The sequence below is a fragment of the Micromonospora sonchi genome (genome assembly GCF_014646235.1).
Lineage (GTDB): Bacteria > Actinomycetota > Actinomycetes > Mycobacteriales > Micromonosporaceae > Micromonospora > Micromonospora sonchi.
On sequence record NZ_BMNB01000001.1, the window covers coordinates 144,512 to 162,714 of the forward strand.

The window sequence follows — 18,203 nt, forward strand, 5'->3', positions numbered from 1 at the left end:
TCGCACTGTGACCACCTCCCCGATTCCGGATCTCGACACGACGTCCCGCCGGCGCGGTGCCGGGTGGGAGCTGTGGCGTGGGTTCACCGGTCGGGGGGCCCGGCTGCTCGCCGGCCTGCACCAGACCTGGCGGCGTTCGTTGCAGGTGCGTGTGGTGACCATCACCCTGGTGGTGTCGAGTCTGCTGGTCGGTGGGTTCGCGTACCTCATCGCTGACAAGATCACCAACATTCTGCTGGACAACGCCAAGACCGACGTCCGGCTGCGGCTGACCAGCGGCGCGGAGTACGCGGCGAAGCAGTTCAGCCTCTACAGCCAGCCGCAGGAGGCGCAGTTCCAGGAGACCATCGACGGGACGGTCAACTACCTGGCCGGGGGTGACCCGCAGCAGACCAGCGGGGTGGTGGTGGCACTCACCGCCGAGGGCTCCGGCGAGATGATCGTGCCCCGCAGCTCGCCCGCGGTGGACTTCCAGCCGCTGATCAGCCCGGAACTGCGGGCCGCGGTGGCCGGCGGCAACGTGGCCAACCAGATCCGCACCGGCCGGCTCGGCAACGACGGCAGGGCGACGAAGTACCTCGTCTACGGCTCGCCGGTGCCGACCCGATTCGGTCAGGTGGAGCTGTACTACTTCGTACCGTTGACGTTGCAGGACACCACGGCCGGTCAGGCACGGGCCACCGTGGTGGCCACCGGCGTCGCCCTGGTGCTGCTGCTCGGCGTCCTCGCCGCGCTGGTGACCCGGCTGGTGGTGATCCCGGTGCGGGTGGCCGCCCGGACCGCCCAGCGGCTCTCGGCCGGGCTGCTCGACCAGCGGATGGCGGTCAACGGCGAGGACGATCTCGCCCTGCTCGCCGCGTCGTTCAACCAGATGGCCACCAACCTGCAACGGCAGATCCTCCGCCTTGAGGAGATGTCGCGGTTGCAGCGCCGGTTCACCTCGGACGTCTCGCACGAGCTGCGGACCCCGCTGACCACGGTACGGATGGCGGCCGATCTGATCTTCGCCGAGCGCGACGGGTTCGACCCGGCGGTGGCCCGTAGCGCCGAGCTGCTCCAGGCCGAGCTGGACCGGTTCGAGGAGTTGCTGACCGACCTGTTGGAGATCAGCCGGTTCGACGCGGGTTTCGCGGTGCTCGACGCCGAGCCGACCGACCTGGTGCCGGTGGTGCACCGGGTGGTGGACCGGCTCGCCGGGCTGGCCGAGCGGGTCGGAGTCGAGGTCGAGCTGGACGTCCCGACCGCTCCGGTGATCGCCGAGATAGACCCGCGGCGGGTCGAGCGGGTGCTGCGCAACCTGGTCGGCAACGCCGTCGAGCACGGCGAGGGCCGGCCGGTACGGATCACTCTCGGCATCGACGAGACCGCCGTCGCGATCACCGTCCGCGACCACGGCGTGGGGCTCAAACTCGGCGAGGAGAAGTTGGTCTTCAACCGCTTCTGGCGGGCCGACCCGTCGCGGGCCCGGCAGACCGGCGGGACGGGGTTGGGGCTGTCGATCAGCCTGGAGGACGCGCGGTTGCACGGCGGCTGGCTCGAGGCGTGGGGCGCACCGGGGCAGGGCGCCCAGTTCCGGCTCACGCTGCCGGCGCGGGCCGGCGACCGGCTCACCACCTCGCCGCTGCGTCTGGTGCCAGCGGACGCCACGCCGCCGTTCGCCGGGGTGGCCGGCAACGGCCTGCTGAGCATCGGTCCGAGCCCGGTCGGTGGGCTCGCGATCGTCCCGGCGCCGGTCGAGCCGGAGCGGGGCGCGGAGGTGGGTTCGTGAGGCGTCGACTGCTCAGTGCCGCGCTCGGCGGCGCACTGGTGCTGGCGGGCCTGGGCGGTTGCGGCATCCCCGACCGCACCGCGGTCCAGATCGAGCAGCGTGGACCGGCCGCGGAGACCAGTTGGTCGTCGGGGCGGGGCAGCGAGCCACCGACCCGGGCGGCCAGCGGCAGCGACGCCGAGGGATTCGTGCGGAACTTCCTGGCCGCGGCGGCGGGCGAGCCGGATCGGGCGTACGAGCGGGTCAAGCAGTTCATCGCGCCGACCCACCGGGCCGGGTTGCAGGAGAAGCAGGGCAGCGAGGTGGCGCTGTCGGTGGTACGCCTCACCGACAACCCGGTGATCACGCCGGACGTGGACAGCATCAAGGTCACCATCACGGTGCAGCAGGTCGGGCTGCTGCGGGCCAACGGCATCCTCGTGCCGCCGCTGGCCACCGAGACGACGTACGAGTTCCGGCTGGTCAACGCCGGGCCGGTGGGTCAGGACGACATCGGCTTCTACGTCAGCGACCCGCCGAACCTGTTGTTGCTCAGCGACGAGGCGCTGCGCCAGTACTACCAGACCAAGTCGATCTACTTCTGGAATTCCGACCGCACCCGGCTGGTGCCGGACCAGCGTTATCTCTCCTCGGCGGTGCCCCCGGAGCGCCGGGTGAGCGAGGTGGTCCGATGGCTGACCGCGGGCCCGTCGGAGTGGCTGCGGATCGGCGTCTCCGGCCTGCCCGACCGGACCGAGATGATCAACAACGCCACCGGCTCGGACGGCCGGTGGGAGGTCAACCTCGACATGCCCGGCGCCGACGAACAGCGCCTGGAGCAGCTCGCCACCCAGCTGGCCTGGTCGCTCCAGGACATGGACCTGGACGGCACCTTGGAGATCAAGATCCTCAACCAGCCCCGCAAGCTGGTCGACCTCGGTGAGCAGCGGTCGACCAACCAGTTGTACGGCTTCGACGAGAGCGCTCAGCGGTTCTGCGTCTACGAGGGGGCGATCCACGCGCTCGCCGTGGGCAACGAACTGCCCGGCTTGGTCCCGGTGGCGGCCGAGGCGAACCGCGACGTGGTCTCCGCGGGGCTGCGTCGCGCCGGCGGGGACGTGCTGGCCGCGCTGGTGCTCGCCGGGGAGAACGGCCGGCAGCGGCTCGCCGTCGGCCGCGGCCAGGAACTGGTGGAAACCTTCGTCACCAGCGAGTCCGCACACACCACCATGGGCCGGCCGGTCTGGATCCGTACCGACGGCGGTCGACCCTCGGGGTTGGTGGTCGCCGACGGCGGCCTCTACCGCTTCGACGACCACGCGGTGCTGCGACCGGTGTCGCTGGGGCTGCCCGGCCGGGTCAGCGCGGTGGCGGCCGCTCTGGACGGGCACCGGATCGCCGTGATCGTCGGCGGTGCGCTGTACGTCGCCGCGATCAGCTGGGAGGGCGGGGTGCCCACCGTCGGCCCGGCCCGGCGGCTGGTCATCTCCCTGCACAACCCGACGGCGGTGGACTGGGCGGGGGAGAGCCGACTGGTGGTGGCCGGCTCGGCCGGTCGGCCGGCGATCTACGACGTCAGCGTCGACGGCGCGTTGGAGACCCGGCTGCGGGACGACACCGGTGCCGCCGCCACCCAGCTGAGCGCGGTTCCCGCCCAGCTCTCCCCGCTGGCCGGTTCGTTCATGTACGAGGCCAACGGCGTCATCTACCGCAGCAACCCCTTCCAGCGGCTCGGGCGGGAACACGTCCAGGACGTCACCCCGCCGCCGGCGGGAGTGCACGCGGGCTACCCCACCGCCCCCTTCTTCCTGTACTGAGCGCATGCTCAGCGGGTTGTGGACGGATCTGGCCGACCTGGTGCTGCCCGCCGAGTGCGCCGGGTGCCGGGAACCGCGCCCGGGGCTGCGACGCGCCATGTGCCCGGAGTGCGTACGCGCACTGCGGGTGCTGCGGCCCGGACCGGTGCGGCCGGTGCCGGCTCCGCCAGGGTTGCCACCCTGCCACGCCCTCGGGGCGTACGGCGGGCCGCTGCGGGAGAGCCTGTTGGCGTACAAGGATCACGGCCGGCACGCCCTGGCCCGGCCGCTGGGCGAGTTGCTCGCCGAGGTCGTGGCGGCGGCGGTCGGTGCGGCGCGTCCGGTGCTGCTGGTGCCGGTGCCGGACACCCCGGCGGCCGCCCGCGCCCGCTACGGCGACCACCTGGGCCGGCTGACCCGGCACTGCGCACGCCGGCTGCGTGCGGCGGGGTGGCCGGTACAGGTGCGCCGGCCGGTACGCGCGACACCCCGGCCGGACTCGGTCACGCTGGACAGCGCCGGCCGGGCGGCAGCGGCCGTGAACGCGTTCCGCGCCCGATCGGGCACCGGTCCGGTGCCGCCGGGCACGACGGTGGTCCTGCTGGACGACATCGTCACCACCGGGGCCACCCTCGCCGCGATCAGTCGGGTGCTGGCCGCGCAGGGGTTGTCCCCGTCGCTGGCGGCGGTGCTGGCCGCGACCCGGAAAAGGCACCAACGGTGACCGTCCGTGTTTCCGTTTCACCCCTTCGTGTATGAGCTGCGTAAATCACTCGGCGGTATCGGGGACCGGGGGTGACTGTCGGGCGAACAAGAGTTAGCGTTTGCCTGTCGAGGGTAGGAAGGCCAGCTCACCTACTCCCGGCGGTGAGAGGAGGCGTAGCCGTATCGACCGGTCGACGCCGAGCGGGACTCCTTCCCGGGCGTGCGGCCGGATTTCTCGAAGACCGTCCGAACGAGGAGGTCACGTGGACATCGTGGTCAAGGGCCGTAACGTCGAAGTGCCGGACCATTTCCGGGTACACGTAGCAGACAAGCTCGCAAAGATCGAACGTTACGACCACAAGCTGATTCGTGCCGACGTCGAACTGTTCCACGAGCGCAATCCGCGCCAGGCCGACCATTGCCAGCGGGTGGAGATCACCTGCTACTCCCGGGGTCCGGTGATCCGGGCGGAGGCCTGCACCAGCGACTTCTACAGTGCGCTGGACGCGGCGATCGCCAAGCTCGACGCCCGGCTGCGCCGCGCCGCCGACCGGCGTCGCATCCACCGTGGCCGGCCGCCGCTGTCGGTCGCCGCCGCCACCGCTGGCCTGCCGGTGACGGACCTGCCCGCGTTGGCCGCGTCGACCGCCACCGCCACCGCCACCGCGGTCGCCGAGCGGCCGGAGGAGGACGAGTACGACGAACACGACGACCAGCCGTGGCACATCGCGCGGGAGAAAATCCATCCGGCCGAACCGATGACCGTGGACGACGCGCTGTTCCAGATGGAACTCGTCGGCCATGACTTCTACCTGTTCCAGGACAAGGAGTCCGGCCGGCCGAGCGTGGTCTACCGGCGGCACGCCTACGACTACGGCATCATCTCGCTGGCCCTCTGATCGGCGGTGCCGGCTCGGGGTGGAGGTCCGACCCCGAGCCGGCGGCCCCCGGCCCCACCGGTTCGCCGGCCCCGGCTCTCCACCCACCGGTTCGCCGGCCCCGGCTCTCCACCCACCGGTTCGCCGGCCCCGGCCGTCAGTCCGTCAGTTCGCCCGGTAGCAGGCCGAACATGGTGGAGTCGGCGCGGGCGCCGGCGCCGCCGGGTAACCGCCCACGCAACAGGCCCTCGCGCCGGAAACCGGCCCGTTCCAGTACCCGCTGCGAGGCGACGTTCTCCGGCAGCGTCCCGGCCCACATCCGGGCCAGGCCGACGTGCTCGAAACCCCAACGGGCGAGCAGCCGTACGGTGCGGCTGGCGTAACCCCGCCCGCGGCAGTGCGGAAACAGGCTGTAGCCGAGCATCCCCTGGTTGGCCGGTTGGTCGAGGGCCAGCACACAGTTGCCCGCGACGGTACCCGACGTCGCGTCCAGGATGATCATCGAAGCGGTTCTGCCGATCAGCCACTGGTGCTGCGCGCCCTGGCAGTAGCGGTCCATCGCCTCGCGGGTGGGTGGCTCCGGCGGTACCCGGCTGGCCACCACCTCCACGCCGGTGTGCAGGCGGTGCATCTCGTCGGTGTCGGAGGGACCGACGGCACGCAGCACGACCACGCCGTCGGTCAGCCGCCCGTCGGGCAGGTCCGGCAGCGGACGCGGGGCCGGTCCGGGCGGATCGTCGGCGAGGCGTACCCACACCGTCAGGTCCCGCCGGCCGCCTCCCCGCACCGGACTGGCCGCCCGGCGTACGCCCTCGGGTCGGAAGCCGGCGGCCAGCGCGACCCGCTGGCTGACCGTGTTCTCGACGCTGGTGAGCAGTTCCAGCCGGGCGGTGCCGGTGACGAAGGCGTGCCCGGCCAGCGCCCGGGTGGCGGCGGTGGCCACGCCCCGGCCGCGTGCCCATGGCGCCACCCAGTAACCGATCTCGGCCTGCCCCCGCTGCGGCACCGGGTTGCCCAGTCCGGCGGCGCCGAGCAGCCGGTCGGTCGCCGGGTCGGCGATGGCGTATGCCGCGCCGCCGGCGGCGAAGGCGGCCGGCGCGCCCTCGGTGACCCACCACCGGGCGTCGGCCTCGGTGTACGGGTTGGGTAGGCCGCCGATGAACTGCTGAATCAGCGGATCGACGCAGGCGGCGGCGACGTCGGCGACGTCGGCCAGCCGGAACGGCCGTAGCCGCACGCCCCGGCCCTCGATGGCGGTCTCCGGGTTCATCTCGGCACCTCGCTTGTCAGGTCCTCGGCGAGCAGCGCGCCGACCCAGGCGTCGACCCGGTCACCGCGGTGGTTGAGGGCACTCCGGGCGGTGCCCTCCATGGTGAAGCCGGCTTTCTCGGCGACCCGGCGGGAGGCGACGTTGCCCACGTTGGCCCGCCATTCGATCCGGGCCAGCCCGAGGGTGGCGAAGCCCCAGGTGGCCAGCGCGGCCAGCGCCGCCGGCTGGTAGCCCCGGCCACGGGCGGTCGGCGCGGTCATGAAGCCGACGTCGGCCAGCAACGGGTCGGTGGGCGAGAGCCGCAGGTCGATCGAGCCGACGTAGCCGTCCTGCCCGTCGGCGATCACGTAGCTGGCGGTCGTGCCGCCGGCCCAGTTGTCCTGGCAGAAGGTGAGGAAGGATTCGGCCGCCGACCGGTCGTACCGCTCCGGGACGGTGGTCCAGCGCAGGGTCTCCGGATCCTGGCAGGTGGCGATCACCGCGTCGAGGTCGCGCTCCTCCAGTGGGCGCAGGCGCAGCTCGCGTTCTCCGGCGTTGGCGAAGATGGTGGGCTGCGGCCGGCCGAAGACGGCTGCCCGGCGGGCCTCCAGCGTGCCCGGCGCGGCCGGGCCGATCTCGCCGGGCGCCGGCACGTCGCCGGGCAGCAGCGAGCCGAACCACTCGTAGCTGCCGTACCCGGGGTCGGCGGAGCGCAGCCGTCCCTCGACCCGGAAGCCGGTCCGGAGGGCGACCAGCCGGGAGGCGTGGTTGCCGGCGAGGGCTCCCCAGAGCAGCCGCCGCAGCTTCAGCTCGTCGAAGGCCCAGCGGGCGAGGGCCCGGGCAGCGCGACCCGCCACGCCCTGCCCACGTGCCCACGGGGCGGTCCAGTAGCCGATCTCGCTGAGCTGGTGGTTGTGGTCGATCGAGATGAGGCCGCACGAGCCGAGCAGTTCGCCGGTGGCCGCGTCGCAGACCGCGAAGGGCGCGCCGGTGCCCCGCGCCCAGGCCGTCGGGGCGAACTCGGTGACGAAGGCGCGCGCGTCTTCGAGCAGGTACGGGCGTGGCACGGCGGTCCAGCGCTGGATGTCCGGATCCTGGCAGGCGCGGTGCACCGCGTCGGCATCCTCGGCGTGCCACGGACGTAACACCAGACCGGCTTCGGTGATCTCCACGGGCTTCACCGGCCCATCGTGCCGGATCGTTCGCCCTCGGCGTAACCGGAAAACCGGGGGCTGGGCGGGACTCGGGGATGTTATGTCGGTTTCGCGATGACGGACCCCCGCCACCAGTGACCATCCAGCCGATGGAGCGCCTACGATGGTTCGAGACTGTCTAGGGGAGCGTTGATCCGTGTCGATTCTGGAAAAGGTCCTCCGCGCGGGCGAGGGGCGCATGGTGCGCCGACTCAAGGCGATCGCCGCCGCCGTCAACTCGATCGAGGACGATTACGTCAACCTCACCGACGACGAACTGCGGGGGATGACCGATCAGTTCAAAGAGCGGCTGGCCGACGGCGAGACCCTCGACGACCTGCTGCCCGAGGCGTTCGCGGTGTGTCGTGAGGCCGCCGCCCGCGTCCTCGGTCAGCGCCCGTACGACGTGCAGGTGATGGGTGGCGCGGCGTTGCACTTCGGCAACATCGCCGAGATGAAGACCGGTGAGGGCAAGACCCTGACCTCGGTCATGCCGGTCTACCTCAACGCGCTCTCCGGCAAGGGCGTGCACGTGATCACGGTCAACGACTACCTGGCCGAGCGGGATGCCGCCTGGATGGGTCGGGTGCACGAGTTCCTCGGCCTGACCGTCGGCGTGGTGCTGCCCAACCGGCCCGCCACCGAGCACCGCGCGGCGTACGAGTGCGACATCACCTACGGCACGAACAACGAGTTCGGCTTCGACTACCTGCGCGACAACATGGCCTGGTCGAAGGACGAGCTGGTCCAGCGCGGCCACAACTTCGCCGTGGTCGACGAGGTCGACTCCATCCTGATCGACGAGGCCCGGACGCCGCTGATCATCTCCGGCCCGGCCGAGCACTCCGCCCGCTGGTACGGCGAGTTCGCCGCCGTGGTGGCCCGCCTGCAGGCAGGAAAGGACGGCGAGGGCGACTACGAGGTCGACTACTCCAAGCGCACCATCGCGGTCACCGAGCGCGGCGTGGCCAAGGTCGAGGACCGGCTCGGCATCGACAACCTCTACGAGTCGGTGAACACCCCGCTGGTCGGCTACCTGAACAACGCCATCAAGGCCAAGGAGCTCTACAAGCGCGACAAGGACTACATCGTCAGCGACGGCGAGGTCCTGATCGTCGATGAGTTCACCGGCCGCATCCTGCACGGCCGCCGCTACAACGAGGGCATGCACCAGGCGATCGAGGCCAAGGAGGGGGTGGAGATCAAGCAGGAGAACCAGACCCTGGCCACCATCACCCTGCAGAACTACTTCCGCCTCTACGACAAGCTCTCCGGCATGACCGGCACCGCCCAGACCGAGGCGGGCGAGTTCAACAAGGTCTACAAGGTCGGCGTGGTGACCATCCCCACGCACCGGCCGATGGTCCGCCAGGACCGGGCCGACGTCATCTACAAGACCGAGAAGGCCAAATTCAACGCGGTGATCGAGGACATCGCCGAGCGTCACCACTCCGGGCAGCCGGTGCTGGTCGGCACCGTCTCGGTGGAGAACTCCGAGATCCTGTCCCAGCTGCTGCGCCGTCGGGGCATCCCGCACGCGGTGCTGAACGCGAAGTTCCACGCCCGGGAGGCGGAGATCGTCGCCCAGGCCGGCCGCAAGGGCGCGGTCACGGTCGCCACCAACATGGCCGGCCGAGGCACCGACATCCTGCTCGGCGGCAACCCCGAGTTCCTCGCCGCGAGCGAGCTGCGTCAGCGCGGCCTCGACCCGGTGGAGAACGCCGAGGAGTACGACAAGGCCATGGAGGAGGTCCTGCCGAAGTGGAAGCAGGCCTGCGACGCCGAGGCCGACGAGGTGGCCGGCGCCGGCGGGCTCTACGTGCTGGGCACCGAGCGGCACGAGTCCCGGCGGATCGACAACCAGCTGCGCGGCCGCTCCGGTCGGCAGGGCGACCCCGGTGAGTCGCGCTTCTACCTCTCGCTCCAGGACGAGCTGATGAAGCGGTTCCGCTCGGGCGCCGTCGAGGCGGTGATGGACCGCTTCAACATCCCGGAGGACGTGCCCATCGAGTCGAAGATGGTCACCCGCCAGATCAAGAGCGCGCAGGCCCAGATCGAGGGCCAGAACGCCGAGATCCGCAAGAACGTCCTCAAGTACGACGAGGTGATGAACAAGCAGCGCCAGGTGATCTACGCCGAGCGGCTGCGCGTACTCAACGGCGAGGACCTCTCCGAACAGGTCCGTAACATGATCAACGACGTGGTCGAGGCGTACGTGCGGGGGGCCACCTCCGAGGGCTACGCCGAGGACTGGGATCTCGACCAGCTCTGGACCAACCTCAAGCAGCTCTACCCGGTGGGGATCACCATCGAGGAGATGGAGGAGGAGGTTGGCGGGTCGCGGGGCGGCATGGACGCCGACTTCCTGACCTCCCGGCTCAAGGAGGACGCGCACGCCGCGTACGACCGGCGCGAGGAGCAACTCGGCGCGGAGGGCACCCGCCAGTTGGAGCGGATGGTGCTGCTCCAGGTCATCGACCGCAAGTGGCGGGAACACCTCTACGAGATGGACTACCTCCAGGAGGGCATCACGCTGCGGGCCTACGCCCAGCGCGACCCGGTGGTGGAGTACCAACGCGAGGGCTTCGACATGTTCGCCACCATGATGGATGGCATCAAGGAGGAGACGGTCGGCTTCCTCTACAACCTCGAGGTGCAGGTCAACGAGCCGGAGCCCGAGGCCGAGGAGGTCCAGCTGCTGGAGAAGCCGGTGGAGATCAAGGCCAAGGGCCTGCGCCGTGCGCCGCAGCAGCAGGGATTGCAGTACTCCGCGCCGACCATCGACGGCGAGGCCGGCGCCGGTGCGGTCGCCGTGCAACGCGACGACCAGCGGGCTCCGGCGCTGGGCATCGGTGGCCCGGAGCCGAGCACTCCGGCCGCACCGGGGCGGACCGCCCCGACGGCGCCGCGGCGTGCTGCGGGCAGCCTGCGTGGCCCTGGGGTCGCCTCCAGCACGGCCCGGCAGGCAGCGGCGTCGGGGCAGGCGAGCGCCAGCAACGGCCCGTCCCGCAACGCGCCGTGCCCCTGCGGCTCGGGTCGCAAGTACAAGCGTTGCCACGGTGCCCCGGGAGGCACCTCGGCCAGCTGAGCGAGACCGACAAAGCGCACGCGGGGCATCGGGCGGACGGACGCCGATGCCCCGCGGCGTGATCAGTGGCCGGGCCCCCGGTGCCCGGCGGAGCCCGCAACGGGGACCCGGTGCCGGCGGAGCCGGTAGCGCTGCGGCGTACCCAGGCATGGCGCTGCTGCCTGAGATCGTGGACGGCCTCCTCGTCGCCGGCGGCGAAGAGCAGCAGCGGAATGATCGTGGACGGCGCGGATCCGGATATTTGGGCCGGTAGGGCGGCGCGGGTTGCGGCATGTGGGGGTATTCGGGCCGAAAGGGTAGGCGCGGGTTGCGGCATCTCGGAGTATCCCGCCCGATGAGCGGCACGAGTTGCGGCATGTCGGGGTGTCCGGGCGGGTTGAGGCCGCATGTTGCGGCATCTCGTGCGCAGGGCGCGTGTTGCGGCATGTCGGGGTGTCCGGGCGGGTTGAGGCCGCATGTTGCGGCATCTGGTGCGGCGGTGCCGGGTAAGGACATGACCTGCTCCTCGGCCTCACCCGTCGGCCACCCCACGCGCCGGGACCCGCCTCGCCGCCACCGCCCTGTCGCCGGGCCTCCAAGGCGCGCGGGAAGGCCAGGGGATCGCGGGCAGGGCCGAGCGGCCGTTGGGGGCCTCCAAGGCGCGCGGGGAGGCCCTACAGCCCGATGGAGTCGTGGCACCGGGACTGCGGCTCCGCCCGCGCTGGTCGCCCGTTCCGACCGGGGCGTCGGTGACCTGATCGACTCCGTTTCGGCGATATGGCGGTGACCGCCCTCGCCGGATACCACCATTCCGCCGATGTGGTGTCCTGCTACTGCCCGGTGGGCGGAGGCCGCCCGGATCGGTCAGAGGACGCGCAGGTCGGTGCAGAGCCAGTTGCCCCGCCGATGTTCCAGCCGTAGCGCCATCGCCCAGCTGCTGCCGGCGGCTCCGCCGAGCACCGCGGCGGCCTCGATGGCGGCTGGGCGGGGTTCGCAGATGCGGAGCTGGCGCAGCCGGAGGCCGGGACGGGACGGACGGCGGCGGGCCGGGGCACCGCGGGTGGCGGCGCGGGCCAGCTCGGGCAGCAGCTGGGCGGAGCGCGCCGGGTCGAGTTGGCGTCGAAGCTGCACCGGCGACCGGAAGCCGTTGAACACCTCCAGGCAGCTGGCGACGAAGCGGTGGGCGACCCGGGTGGCTGCCGGGGTCGCGGTGACCAGGGCGTCGGGCGGTAGCTGCTGGACCCGGGCGGGCCGGGTGGGCAGTGGACGAGCGGTGCCGCGCCGGGTGGCTGGCCGGTCGGGCTCACAACGGGCAGACCACTCCTCGGCGGTGAAGAGATCGAGGGCGAGCTGATCGTTGCCCGGGCCGGGCCACCCGCCGTTTGCCTCGTCGGCGAAGGGCGGGTCGAACGCGGGTGCCGGCCGCAGGCGCACGGGTGGGCGACTCGGCCCGGGTCGTCGGGGGTCGATCATCACGTTGCCCCTCACTTCTGGCCGCTGCCTTACGTTTGCCTACGTTTGCCTTCGAATGAAGCTGATTCTCAGGCATGACAGAGCCATCGGTCAATGGCGGTGCGAGGCTGCCGGCTACTCGGGGTCGCGTTCGGCCAGTGGGTTGCCGCGTACCCACTCGGCGGTCTCCGCGTACTTGCGCTGGATGTACTCCTCCAACTGGGCGCGCTCCACGCGCCACTGGCCCCGGCCACCGATCTTGATCGCGGGTAGTTCGCCGCTGCGTACCATGTGGTACACCTGCGAATCCGACACGTTCAGCTCGGTGGCCACGTCGGACAGGAGCAGGAATCTCGGCTCCACGAGAACTCCCCGGGTTGGCGTCGTTTGCCTCAGTTTGCCATCACCCGGGCACACCCGGGTGGCACCGAACTTTGATCGGAGCGGGTGAGCAGTGTATGACGGTCAGGGCGTATGGCGTGGTCGTACGCTCGGCCGGCGGAGCTGCCGGCGGGCGGAGCAGATCGGGGGAGACCAACGGTGACCGACCAGCTTGTCCGGGTGTACCTGCCGGCAACCGTGCCGATGCTGGCCAGGCTGCCCGAGCACGGCCTCGACGCGACACAGGCGCACGCCGTGACGCCGGCGCTGCGCGAGTGGTACGCCGAGGGCGACGAGGAGGAACTGGAGTACGTCGCTTTCACCCGGGCCGCGCAGGACGCCCTGCAACTGATCCGCCACGACCCGGCCGCGCCGCGTCGCCGCGTGGTGGTCTCGGCGGATCTGCCCGCGGCCGCGCTCGACCGGGGTGACGGCGAGCTGGGTTCCAGCGTGGTGGAGTTGCGCCGGCCGGTGCCGGCCGCCGCCGTGGCGGCCATCCACGTCGACGGCGTGGACGCCGTGCCGGCCGTCACCGCCGCCGCGAACGTGGTGCTGGAGGCGTTGGCCGGCGACCCGGACGCGCAGTTCACCGTCGACGGTGCCGAGGATCACGAGCTGGAGTGGTACGACCCCAGCGAGCTGGAACCGCTGCTGCGCGCTGCCGCCTTCGACCAGGGCTGACCGACGACGCCCGCTCAGCGGGCCTCGTCATCGGGGGCCGGAGTGAGCGTGCGGCCGAAGGTGATCAGCGCGGTCAGCGCGCCGACGAACAGCACCCAGATGGCGTTGTCCACCCGCGAGGTGCCGAGCGAGGTCTGTGCCACCGCGTCCGCCTCGCTGAGGGCCGCGGCCAGGTCGATCAGGGAACGCCCGCCGACCCGGATGATCACCTCGGCGAGCAGGAGCAGCAGTCCCGGCCCCGCGCCGGCGACCAGATACCCGGGCCAGCGTGCTCCGGCCCCGCCGCCCCGCACGGCTCGCCGCCGGGCCCAGCTGAGGTAGCCGAAGGCCAGGACGCCGGCGATGAGACCGGCGATCAGCGACTCGGTGCGGGAGACCCAGGTGGCCGCGGTGACCAGCGACTGCTGACTCTCGCCGGCGCCGAAGAGGTTGAACAGGGGGTCCCGGGCCACGCTGAAGGCCACGACGAAGAGCAGTGTGCCGAGCGCCGAACCGGCGACGGCGCCGACCACCGCGCCGTTGCGGGCGCCGGCCAACGCGCCGCCGATGATGGCGGCGGCTGCGGTGGTGCCGGCGATCGTGCGGGTGGTCGTGTCGCCGGCATAAGTGAGGTCGATCGCGAGCGCGGCGGCGAGCCCGACCAGCAGCCCGGCCGCGACCGCCGCCACGAAACGCAGGGTCACCCCGTCCCGGCATCGGGCCACCAACTCGCCGGCGGCGAGCCCGAACGCGGCACCGGCCACCAGCGCGGCGGAGATCACGCCGGGCAGCGCGAAGGCGGACAGACTGACCGCGGTCACCCCGGCGGTGGCCGAGCTGATCGCCTGCCGGGTCGACCAGAGCATCGCCGCCAGCCAACCCACCGCCAGCAGCGCCAGCACCAGCGTGCCCGGGGCGGGTGCCGGCCGGCCGGCCGGTGCGGCGACGGATTTCGTGCCGCCGGCCGGGTCGACGGGCTGCGGCCGGTCGGGCTGCGCGGCGGCGGTCGACCCGCCGGGCTGGTTGCTCATCGTCTGCCTTTCGCTGCCGGGGGCGCGACGGCCTGGCCCGGGTACTACCGGCAACCCAGCGTACGCGCACCCGGCGGGCGGAGGCCCGAACCCCGCCCACCGCCCGACGATCATGTCTTTCTTCGGCTTTCACCACGACTCGCCGGACGAATCAACGATGGCGATGGTCGAAGACTTCATGATCAATGGTGGATGGGCGGACAGGACGCGGTCCGAGGATGCTGGGCGTGGGAGGATTGGGCGGTGTCCCACCACCGTGGGGCCGGTTTCGCCGCCGCCGTCGAGATCAGCCAGGAGCCCTGATGGACGCCGTGTTCTCCGTACCCGAGCCACGCAATGAGCCGGTGCGCAACTACGAGCCGGGCAGCACCGACACCGAACGGCTCCAGCGGCGCCTCGCCGAACTGGCCGCCGAGCGGATCGACCTGCCCATGACCATCGCGGGCGAGCAGCGGATGGCCGGCGGCGAGCCGATCCGGGTGGTACAGCCGCACCGGCACGCCCACGTGCTCGGGGTCACCGGGCACGCCACCCACGACGACGCCCGCGCGGCGATCAAGGCGGCCAAGGACGCCGCGCCCGGATGGCGCGCGCTGCCCTTCGAGGAGCGCGCGGCGATCTTCCTGCGCGCCGCCGAACTGCTCTCCGGGCCCTGGCGGGACACCCTCAACGCGGCCACCATGCTCGGCCAGTCGAAGACCGTCGTGCAGGCCGAGATCGACTCCGCCTGCGAGTTCATCGACTTCCTCCGGTTCAACGTGCACTTCGCCCGTGAGCTCCTCGCCGAGCAGCCGATCTCCTCGCCCGGCGTGTGGAACCGGCTCGACCACCGGCCGCTGGAGGGCTTCGTCTACGCGGTCACCCCGTTCAACTTCACCGCGATCGCCGGCAACCTGCCCTCGGCGCCGGCCCTGCTGGGTAACACCGTGGTCTGGAAGCCGGGCCCGACCCAGCAGTTCGCTGCGCACTTCACCATGCGTCTGTTCGAGGCGGCCGGCCTGCCGCCCGGCGTGATCAACATGGTGACCGGCCGGGGCGAGGAGGTCTCCGACGTGGTGCTGGCGGACCCCGAGCTGGCCGGCATCCACTTCACCGGCTCCACCAAGGTCTTCCAACACCTGTGGCGCACCGTGGGGGAGAACATCGCGGGCTACCGCGGCTACCCCCGGCTGGTCGGTGAGACCGGCGGGAAGGACTTCGTGGTCGCGCACGCCAGCGCCGACGTCGACGCCCTGCACACCGCGCTGATCCGGGGCGCCTTCGAGTACCAGGGCCAGAAGTGCTCGGCGGCCTCCCGGGCGTACGTGCCGCGGTCGATCTGGGAAGGCGGCCTCCGCGACCGGCTGGCCGCCTCCGCCGACGGCCTCGCCTACGGCGACGTCACCGACTTCCGCAACTTCGGCGGCGCGGTGATCGACGACAAGGCCTTCTCCCGGCACACCGCCGCGCTGGAACTGATCTCCACCGACGAGAGTTGCCGGATCATCGCCGGCGGCACCGCCGACGACTCGGTCGGCTGGTTCGTCCGCCCGACGATCTTCGAGTGCGGTGATCCGGCGCACGAGACCTTCACCACCGAGTACTTCGGCCCGATCCTCGGCGTGCACGTCTTCGACGACGCCCGCTTCGACGAGGTGGTCGCCCAGGCCGAGTCGATCGCGCCGTACGCGCTGACCGGGGCGATCTTCGCCACCGACCGCCGGGTGGTCGACGCGGTGGCCGAGAAGATGCGGTACGCGGCCGGCAACTTCTACATCAACGACAAGCCGACCGGCGCGGTGGTCGGGCAGCAGCCCTTCGGCGGCGCCCGCGCCAGCGGCACCAACGACAAGGCTGGCTCCTGGCACAACCTGGTCCGCTGGACGTCCCCCCGCACGATCAAGGAAACCTTCGTACCCCCCACCGACCACACCTACCCACACATGGGGTGAAGGTGTAAGGAGGGGCCCCTTGTTAACGCCTCGTGCATAGGAAGGGCCCCTTATTAACAGCGTCTCCGCCGTTGGCGGGCGGCGTCGGCGCGGCGGGCGGCGGGTGGCGGGCGGTGGGGGATCGTCCGTCGCGCGCCGACAGTGCACATAGGAAACCCCAATGGGTGGCGAAACGGTGAAATCCTGGACGTCAGCCCTGCAAAGTGGCAGCGTGAGGGGCATGGCGGAATCCGGAGTCAACCCCACCGCGGCGGCCCTGCTCGGGCTGCTGCACGAGGGCCCCATGACAGGTGGCCAGTTGATGGCCGCCGCCGAGCGCCGACTGGCGCCGTACTGGTCGATGACCCGCAGCCAGGTCTATCGGGAGCTGCCGGTGCTGGCCGAGCGGGGTTTCGTGCGGCTGGGTAAGCCCGGGCCGCGGATGAGTCAGCCCTACGCGATCACCGCAGCCGGTAAACGGACATTCTCCCGCTGGTTGGCCGAGGACCCGGGGCGGGACACCATCCGCAACCCGATCGCCCTGCGCGTCGCCTTCGGGCAGCTGCACTCGTCGAACCAGCTGAAGAATCTTCAGGCCGCGGCGAACGAATACCACACCGAGGCCCTGTCGCGGGTTCGGGAGCAGGTCAAGAACGCCAAGAAGGAAGGCGCCACGTTCGACGCGAGCGCACTGGAGTTCGCCGTGGCGTACCACAGAGCCGCCCTGACCTGGCTGAAGAACGTTCCGCTCGGCTGACCGCTTCGGCCGCCGACCACAGGCCCGTACGCTCACTCCGTGGCCGATCCCGGCTCGGACCGTGCGGCCCGCGCGCTCACGCCGTGTCCCGGCGGTGCCGAATTTTGCCCCCGGACCGTGGGGCTGGCAAGCTGACTCGACTTCCGCGCAGTACGCTTTGCTGTCGTGACCGCTGCCGACTTCGCCGAACAGCTCAAGGAACTCGACGCCACCCTGCGCAACATCGAGGCGGTGCTCGACCTCGACCGCCTGCATACGGACAAGGCCCGCCTGGAGCAGGAGGCGTCCGCCCCGGATCTCTGGGACGATCAGGCCCGCGCCCAGCAGGTCACTTCGCAGTTGTCGTACGTCAACGGCGAGATCGACAGGATCGGCAGCCTGCGTTCGCGGCTGGACGACGCGCACGTGCTGCTGGAGTTGGCCGAGGCGGAGTCCGATTCCGGGGCGTTCACCGAGGTGGAGTCGGAGGTCGCTGGGCTCGGCAGGGCCATTCAGGAGATGGAGGTCCGCACGCTGCTCTCCGGCGAGTACGACTCCCGGGAGGCGCTGGTGGCGATCCGTGCCCAGGCCGGTGGCGTGGACGCCGCGGACTTCGCCGAGATGCTGGTGCGGATGTACCTGCGTTGGGCGGAGCGGCACGGCTACCCGACCGAGGTCTACGAGACCTCCTACGCCGAAGAGGCGGGCCTGAAGTCGGCCACCTTCGCCGTCAAGGTCCCGTACGCCTTCGGCACCCTCAGCGTCGAATCGGGCACCCACCGCCTGGTCCGGATCAGCCCCTTCGACAACCAGGGGCGGCGGCAGACCAGCTTCGCCGGCGTCGAGGTGCTGCCGGTGGTGGAGCAGACCGACCACATCGACATTCCCGAGAACGAGATTCGGGTGGACGTCTACCGGTCGTCCGGACCGGGTGGACAGAGCGTCAACACCACCGACTCGGCGGTGCGGATCACGCACGTCCCGACCGGCATCGTGGTTACCTGTCAGAACGAGAAGTCGCAGCTGCAGAACAAGGCGTCCGCGCTGCGAGTGCTCCAGGCCCGGCTGCTGGAGCGCAAGCGTCAGGAGGAGGAGGAGAAGCTCAAGGGCTTCAAGTCCGACGGCGCCGGGTCGTGGGGCGAGCAGATGCGCTCCTACGTCATGCATCCGTATCAGATGGTGAAGGATTTGCGTACCGAGCACGAGACCGGTAACCCGAGCGCCGTTTTCGACGGTGAGCTGGACTCCTTCATCGAAGCCGGTATCCGCTGGCGTAAGCGGCAGCAACTCGACCACAACGGTGCGTGATCGATCGTGGGCGGAGTGCGTCGTCGGTCTCTACGTGACGTGCTGATCCGATGACTTGTTCCGCAACTGCGGGGCGTAGGACTTGGCACG

Annotated in this window: 14 protein-coding genes; 9 read left to right on the forward strand and 5 right to left on the reverse strand. The window is 71.3% G+C overall.

All coding sequences use genetic code 11. The annotated features are described in order from the left end of the window. Positions 1-7: 7 nt before the first annotated feature. The 4 genes from mtrB to hpf all read left to right on the forward strand — a co-directional run bounded on the left by mtrB (position 8) and on the right by hpf (position 5,147). A complete protein-coding gene (gene mtrB / locus IEY61_RS00660; RefSeq protein WP_189040236.1) occupies positions 8-1,768 on the forward strand; it encodes an MtrAB system histidine kinase MtrB in 1,761 nt (586 codons plus the stop codon). Beyond that, on the forward strand, positions 1,765-3,564 hold the full coding sequence (locus tag IEY61_RS00665; RefSeq protein WP_189040237.1) for an LpqB family beta-propeller domain-containing protein: 1,800 nt from the start codon (positions 1,765-1,767) through the stop codon (positions 3,562-3,564). The genes mtrB and IEY61_RS00665 overlap by 4 nt, the downstream gene beginning before the upstream one ends. A gap of 40 nt (positions 3,565-3,604) precedes the next feature. Next, complete coding sequence (locus IEY61_RS00670) at positions 3,605-4,267, forward strand: ComF family protein (RefSeq protein WP_189040503.1); 663 nt, start codon at positions 3,605-3,607, stop codon at positions 4,265-4,267. A gap of 244 nt (positions 4,268-4,511) precedes the next feature. Next, complete coding sequence (gene hpf, locus IEY61_RS00675) at positions 4,512-5,147, forward strand: ribosome hibernation-promoting factor, HPF/YfiA family (protein WP_189040238.1); 636 nt, start codon at positions 4,512-4,514, stop codon at positions 5,145-5,147. A 136-nt stretch (positions 5,148-5,283) separates the two neighbouring features. Here the strand turns inward: hpf and IEY61_RS00680 are convergent, their stop codons facing one another. Together IEY61_RS00680 and IEY61_RS00685 are read right to left on the reverse strand one after the other, a co-directional pair. Then, positions 5,284-6,396, reverse strand: coding sequence for a GNAT family N-acetyltransferase (locus tag IEY61_RS00680; protein WP_189040239.1), 1,113 nt, complete (start codon positions 6,394-6,396; stop codon positions 5,284-5,286). Continuing rightward, on the reverse strand, positions 6,393-7,556 hold the full coding sequence (locus IEY61_RS00685; RefSeq protein WP_189040240.1) for a GNAT family N-acetyltransferase: 1,164 nt from the start codon (positions 7,554-7,556) through the stop codon (positions 6,393-6,395). Before IEY61_RS00685 ends, IEY61_RS00680 begins: the two co-directional genes overlap by 4 nt. A gap of 169 nt (positions 7,557-7,725) precedes the next feature. On the opposite strand from IEY61_RS00685, the gene secA reads away from it, so the two are divergent. Continuing rightward, on the forward strand, positions 7,726-10,656 hold the full coding sequence (gene secA, locus IEY61_RS00690) for a preprotein translocase subunit SecA (protein ID WP_189040241.1): 2,931 nt from the start codon (positions 7,726-7,728) through the stop codon (positions 10,654-10,656). Positions 10,657-11,499: 843 nt separating this feature from the next. On the opposite strand, the gene IEY61_RS00695 is transcribed toward secA, so the two are convergent. Together IEY61_RS00695 and IEY61_RS00700 are read right to left on the reverse strand one after the other, a co-directional pair. Continuing rightward, the gene (locus IEY61_RS00695; protein ID WP_189040242.1) at positions 11,500-12,108 is read right to left on the reverse strand and encodes an Rv3235 family protein; all 609 of its coding nucleotides are present in this window, start codon (positions 12,106-12,108) and stop codon (positions 11,500-11,502) included. A 114-nt stretch (positions 12,109-12,222) separates the two neighbouring features. After that, on the reverse strand, positions 12,223-12,450 hold the full coding sequence (locus tag IEY61_RS00700; protein WP_189040243.1) for a helix-turn-helix transcriptional regulator: 228 nt from the start codon (positions 12,448-12,450) through the stop codon (positions 12,223-12,225). Positions 12,451-12,627: 177 nt separating this feature from the next. Between IEY61_RS00700 and IEY61_RS00705 the strand changes: the two genes are divergently transcribed. After that, positions 12,628-13,149 carry a DUF6912 family protein gene (locus IEY61_RS00705; protein ID WP_189040244.1) on the forward strand — a complete coding sequence of 174 codons (522 nt, stop codon included), beginning with the start codon at positions 12,628-12,630 and terminating at the stop codon, positions 13,147-13,149. Between the two features lie 14 nt (positions 13,150-13,163). On the opposite strand, the gene IEY61_RS00710 is transcribed toward IEY61_RS00705, so the two are convergent. Further along, positions 13,164-14,159, reverse strand: a complete 996-nt coding sequence (locus IEY61_RS00710; protein WP_189040245.1) for a hypothetical protein — start codon at positions 14,157-14,159, stop codon at positions 13,164-13,166. A gap of 302 nt (positions 14,160-14,461) precedes the next feature. Between IEY61_RS00710 and pruA the strand changes: the two genes are divergently transcribed. The 3 genes from pruA to prfB all read left to right on the forward strand — a co-directional run bounded on the left by pruA (position 14,462) and on the right by prfB (position 18,113). Beyond that, the gene (gene pruA / locus IEY61_RS00715) at positions 14,462-16,090 is read left to right on the forward strand and encodes an L-glutamate gamma-semialdehyde dehydrogenase (protein ID WP_189040246.1); all 1,629 of its coding nucleotides are present in this window, start codon (positions 14,462-14,464) and stop codon (positions 16,088-16,090) included. A gap of 220 nt (positions 16,091-16,310) precedes the next feature. Further along, on the forward strand, positions 16,311-16,826 hold the full coding sequence (locus tag IEY61_RS00720) for a PadR family transcriptional regulator (protein ID WP_189040247.1): 516 nt from the start codon (positions 16,311-16,313) through the stop codon (positions 16,824-16,826). 165 nt (positions 16,827-16,991) lie between these two features. Next, the gene (gene prfB, locus IEY61_RS00725) at positions 16,992-18,113 is read left to right on the forward strand and encodes a peptide chain release factor 2 (RefSeq protein ID WP_189040248.1); all 1,122 of its coding nucleotides are present in this window, start codon (positions 16,992-16,994) and stop codon (positions 18,111-18,113) included. Positions 18,114-18,203: the final 90 nt, after the last annotated feature.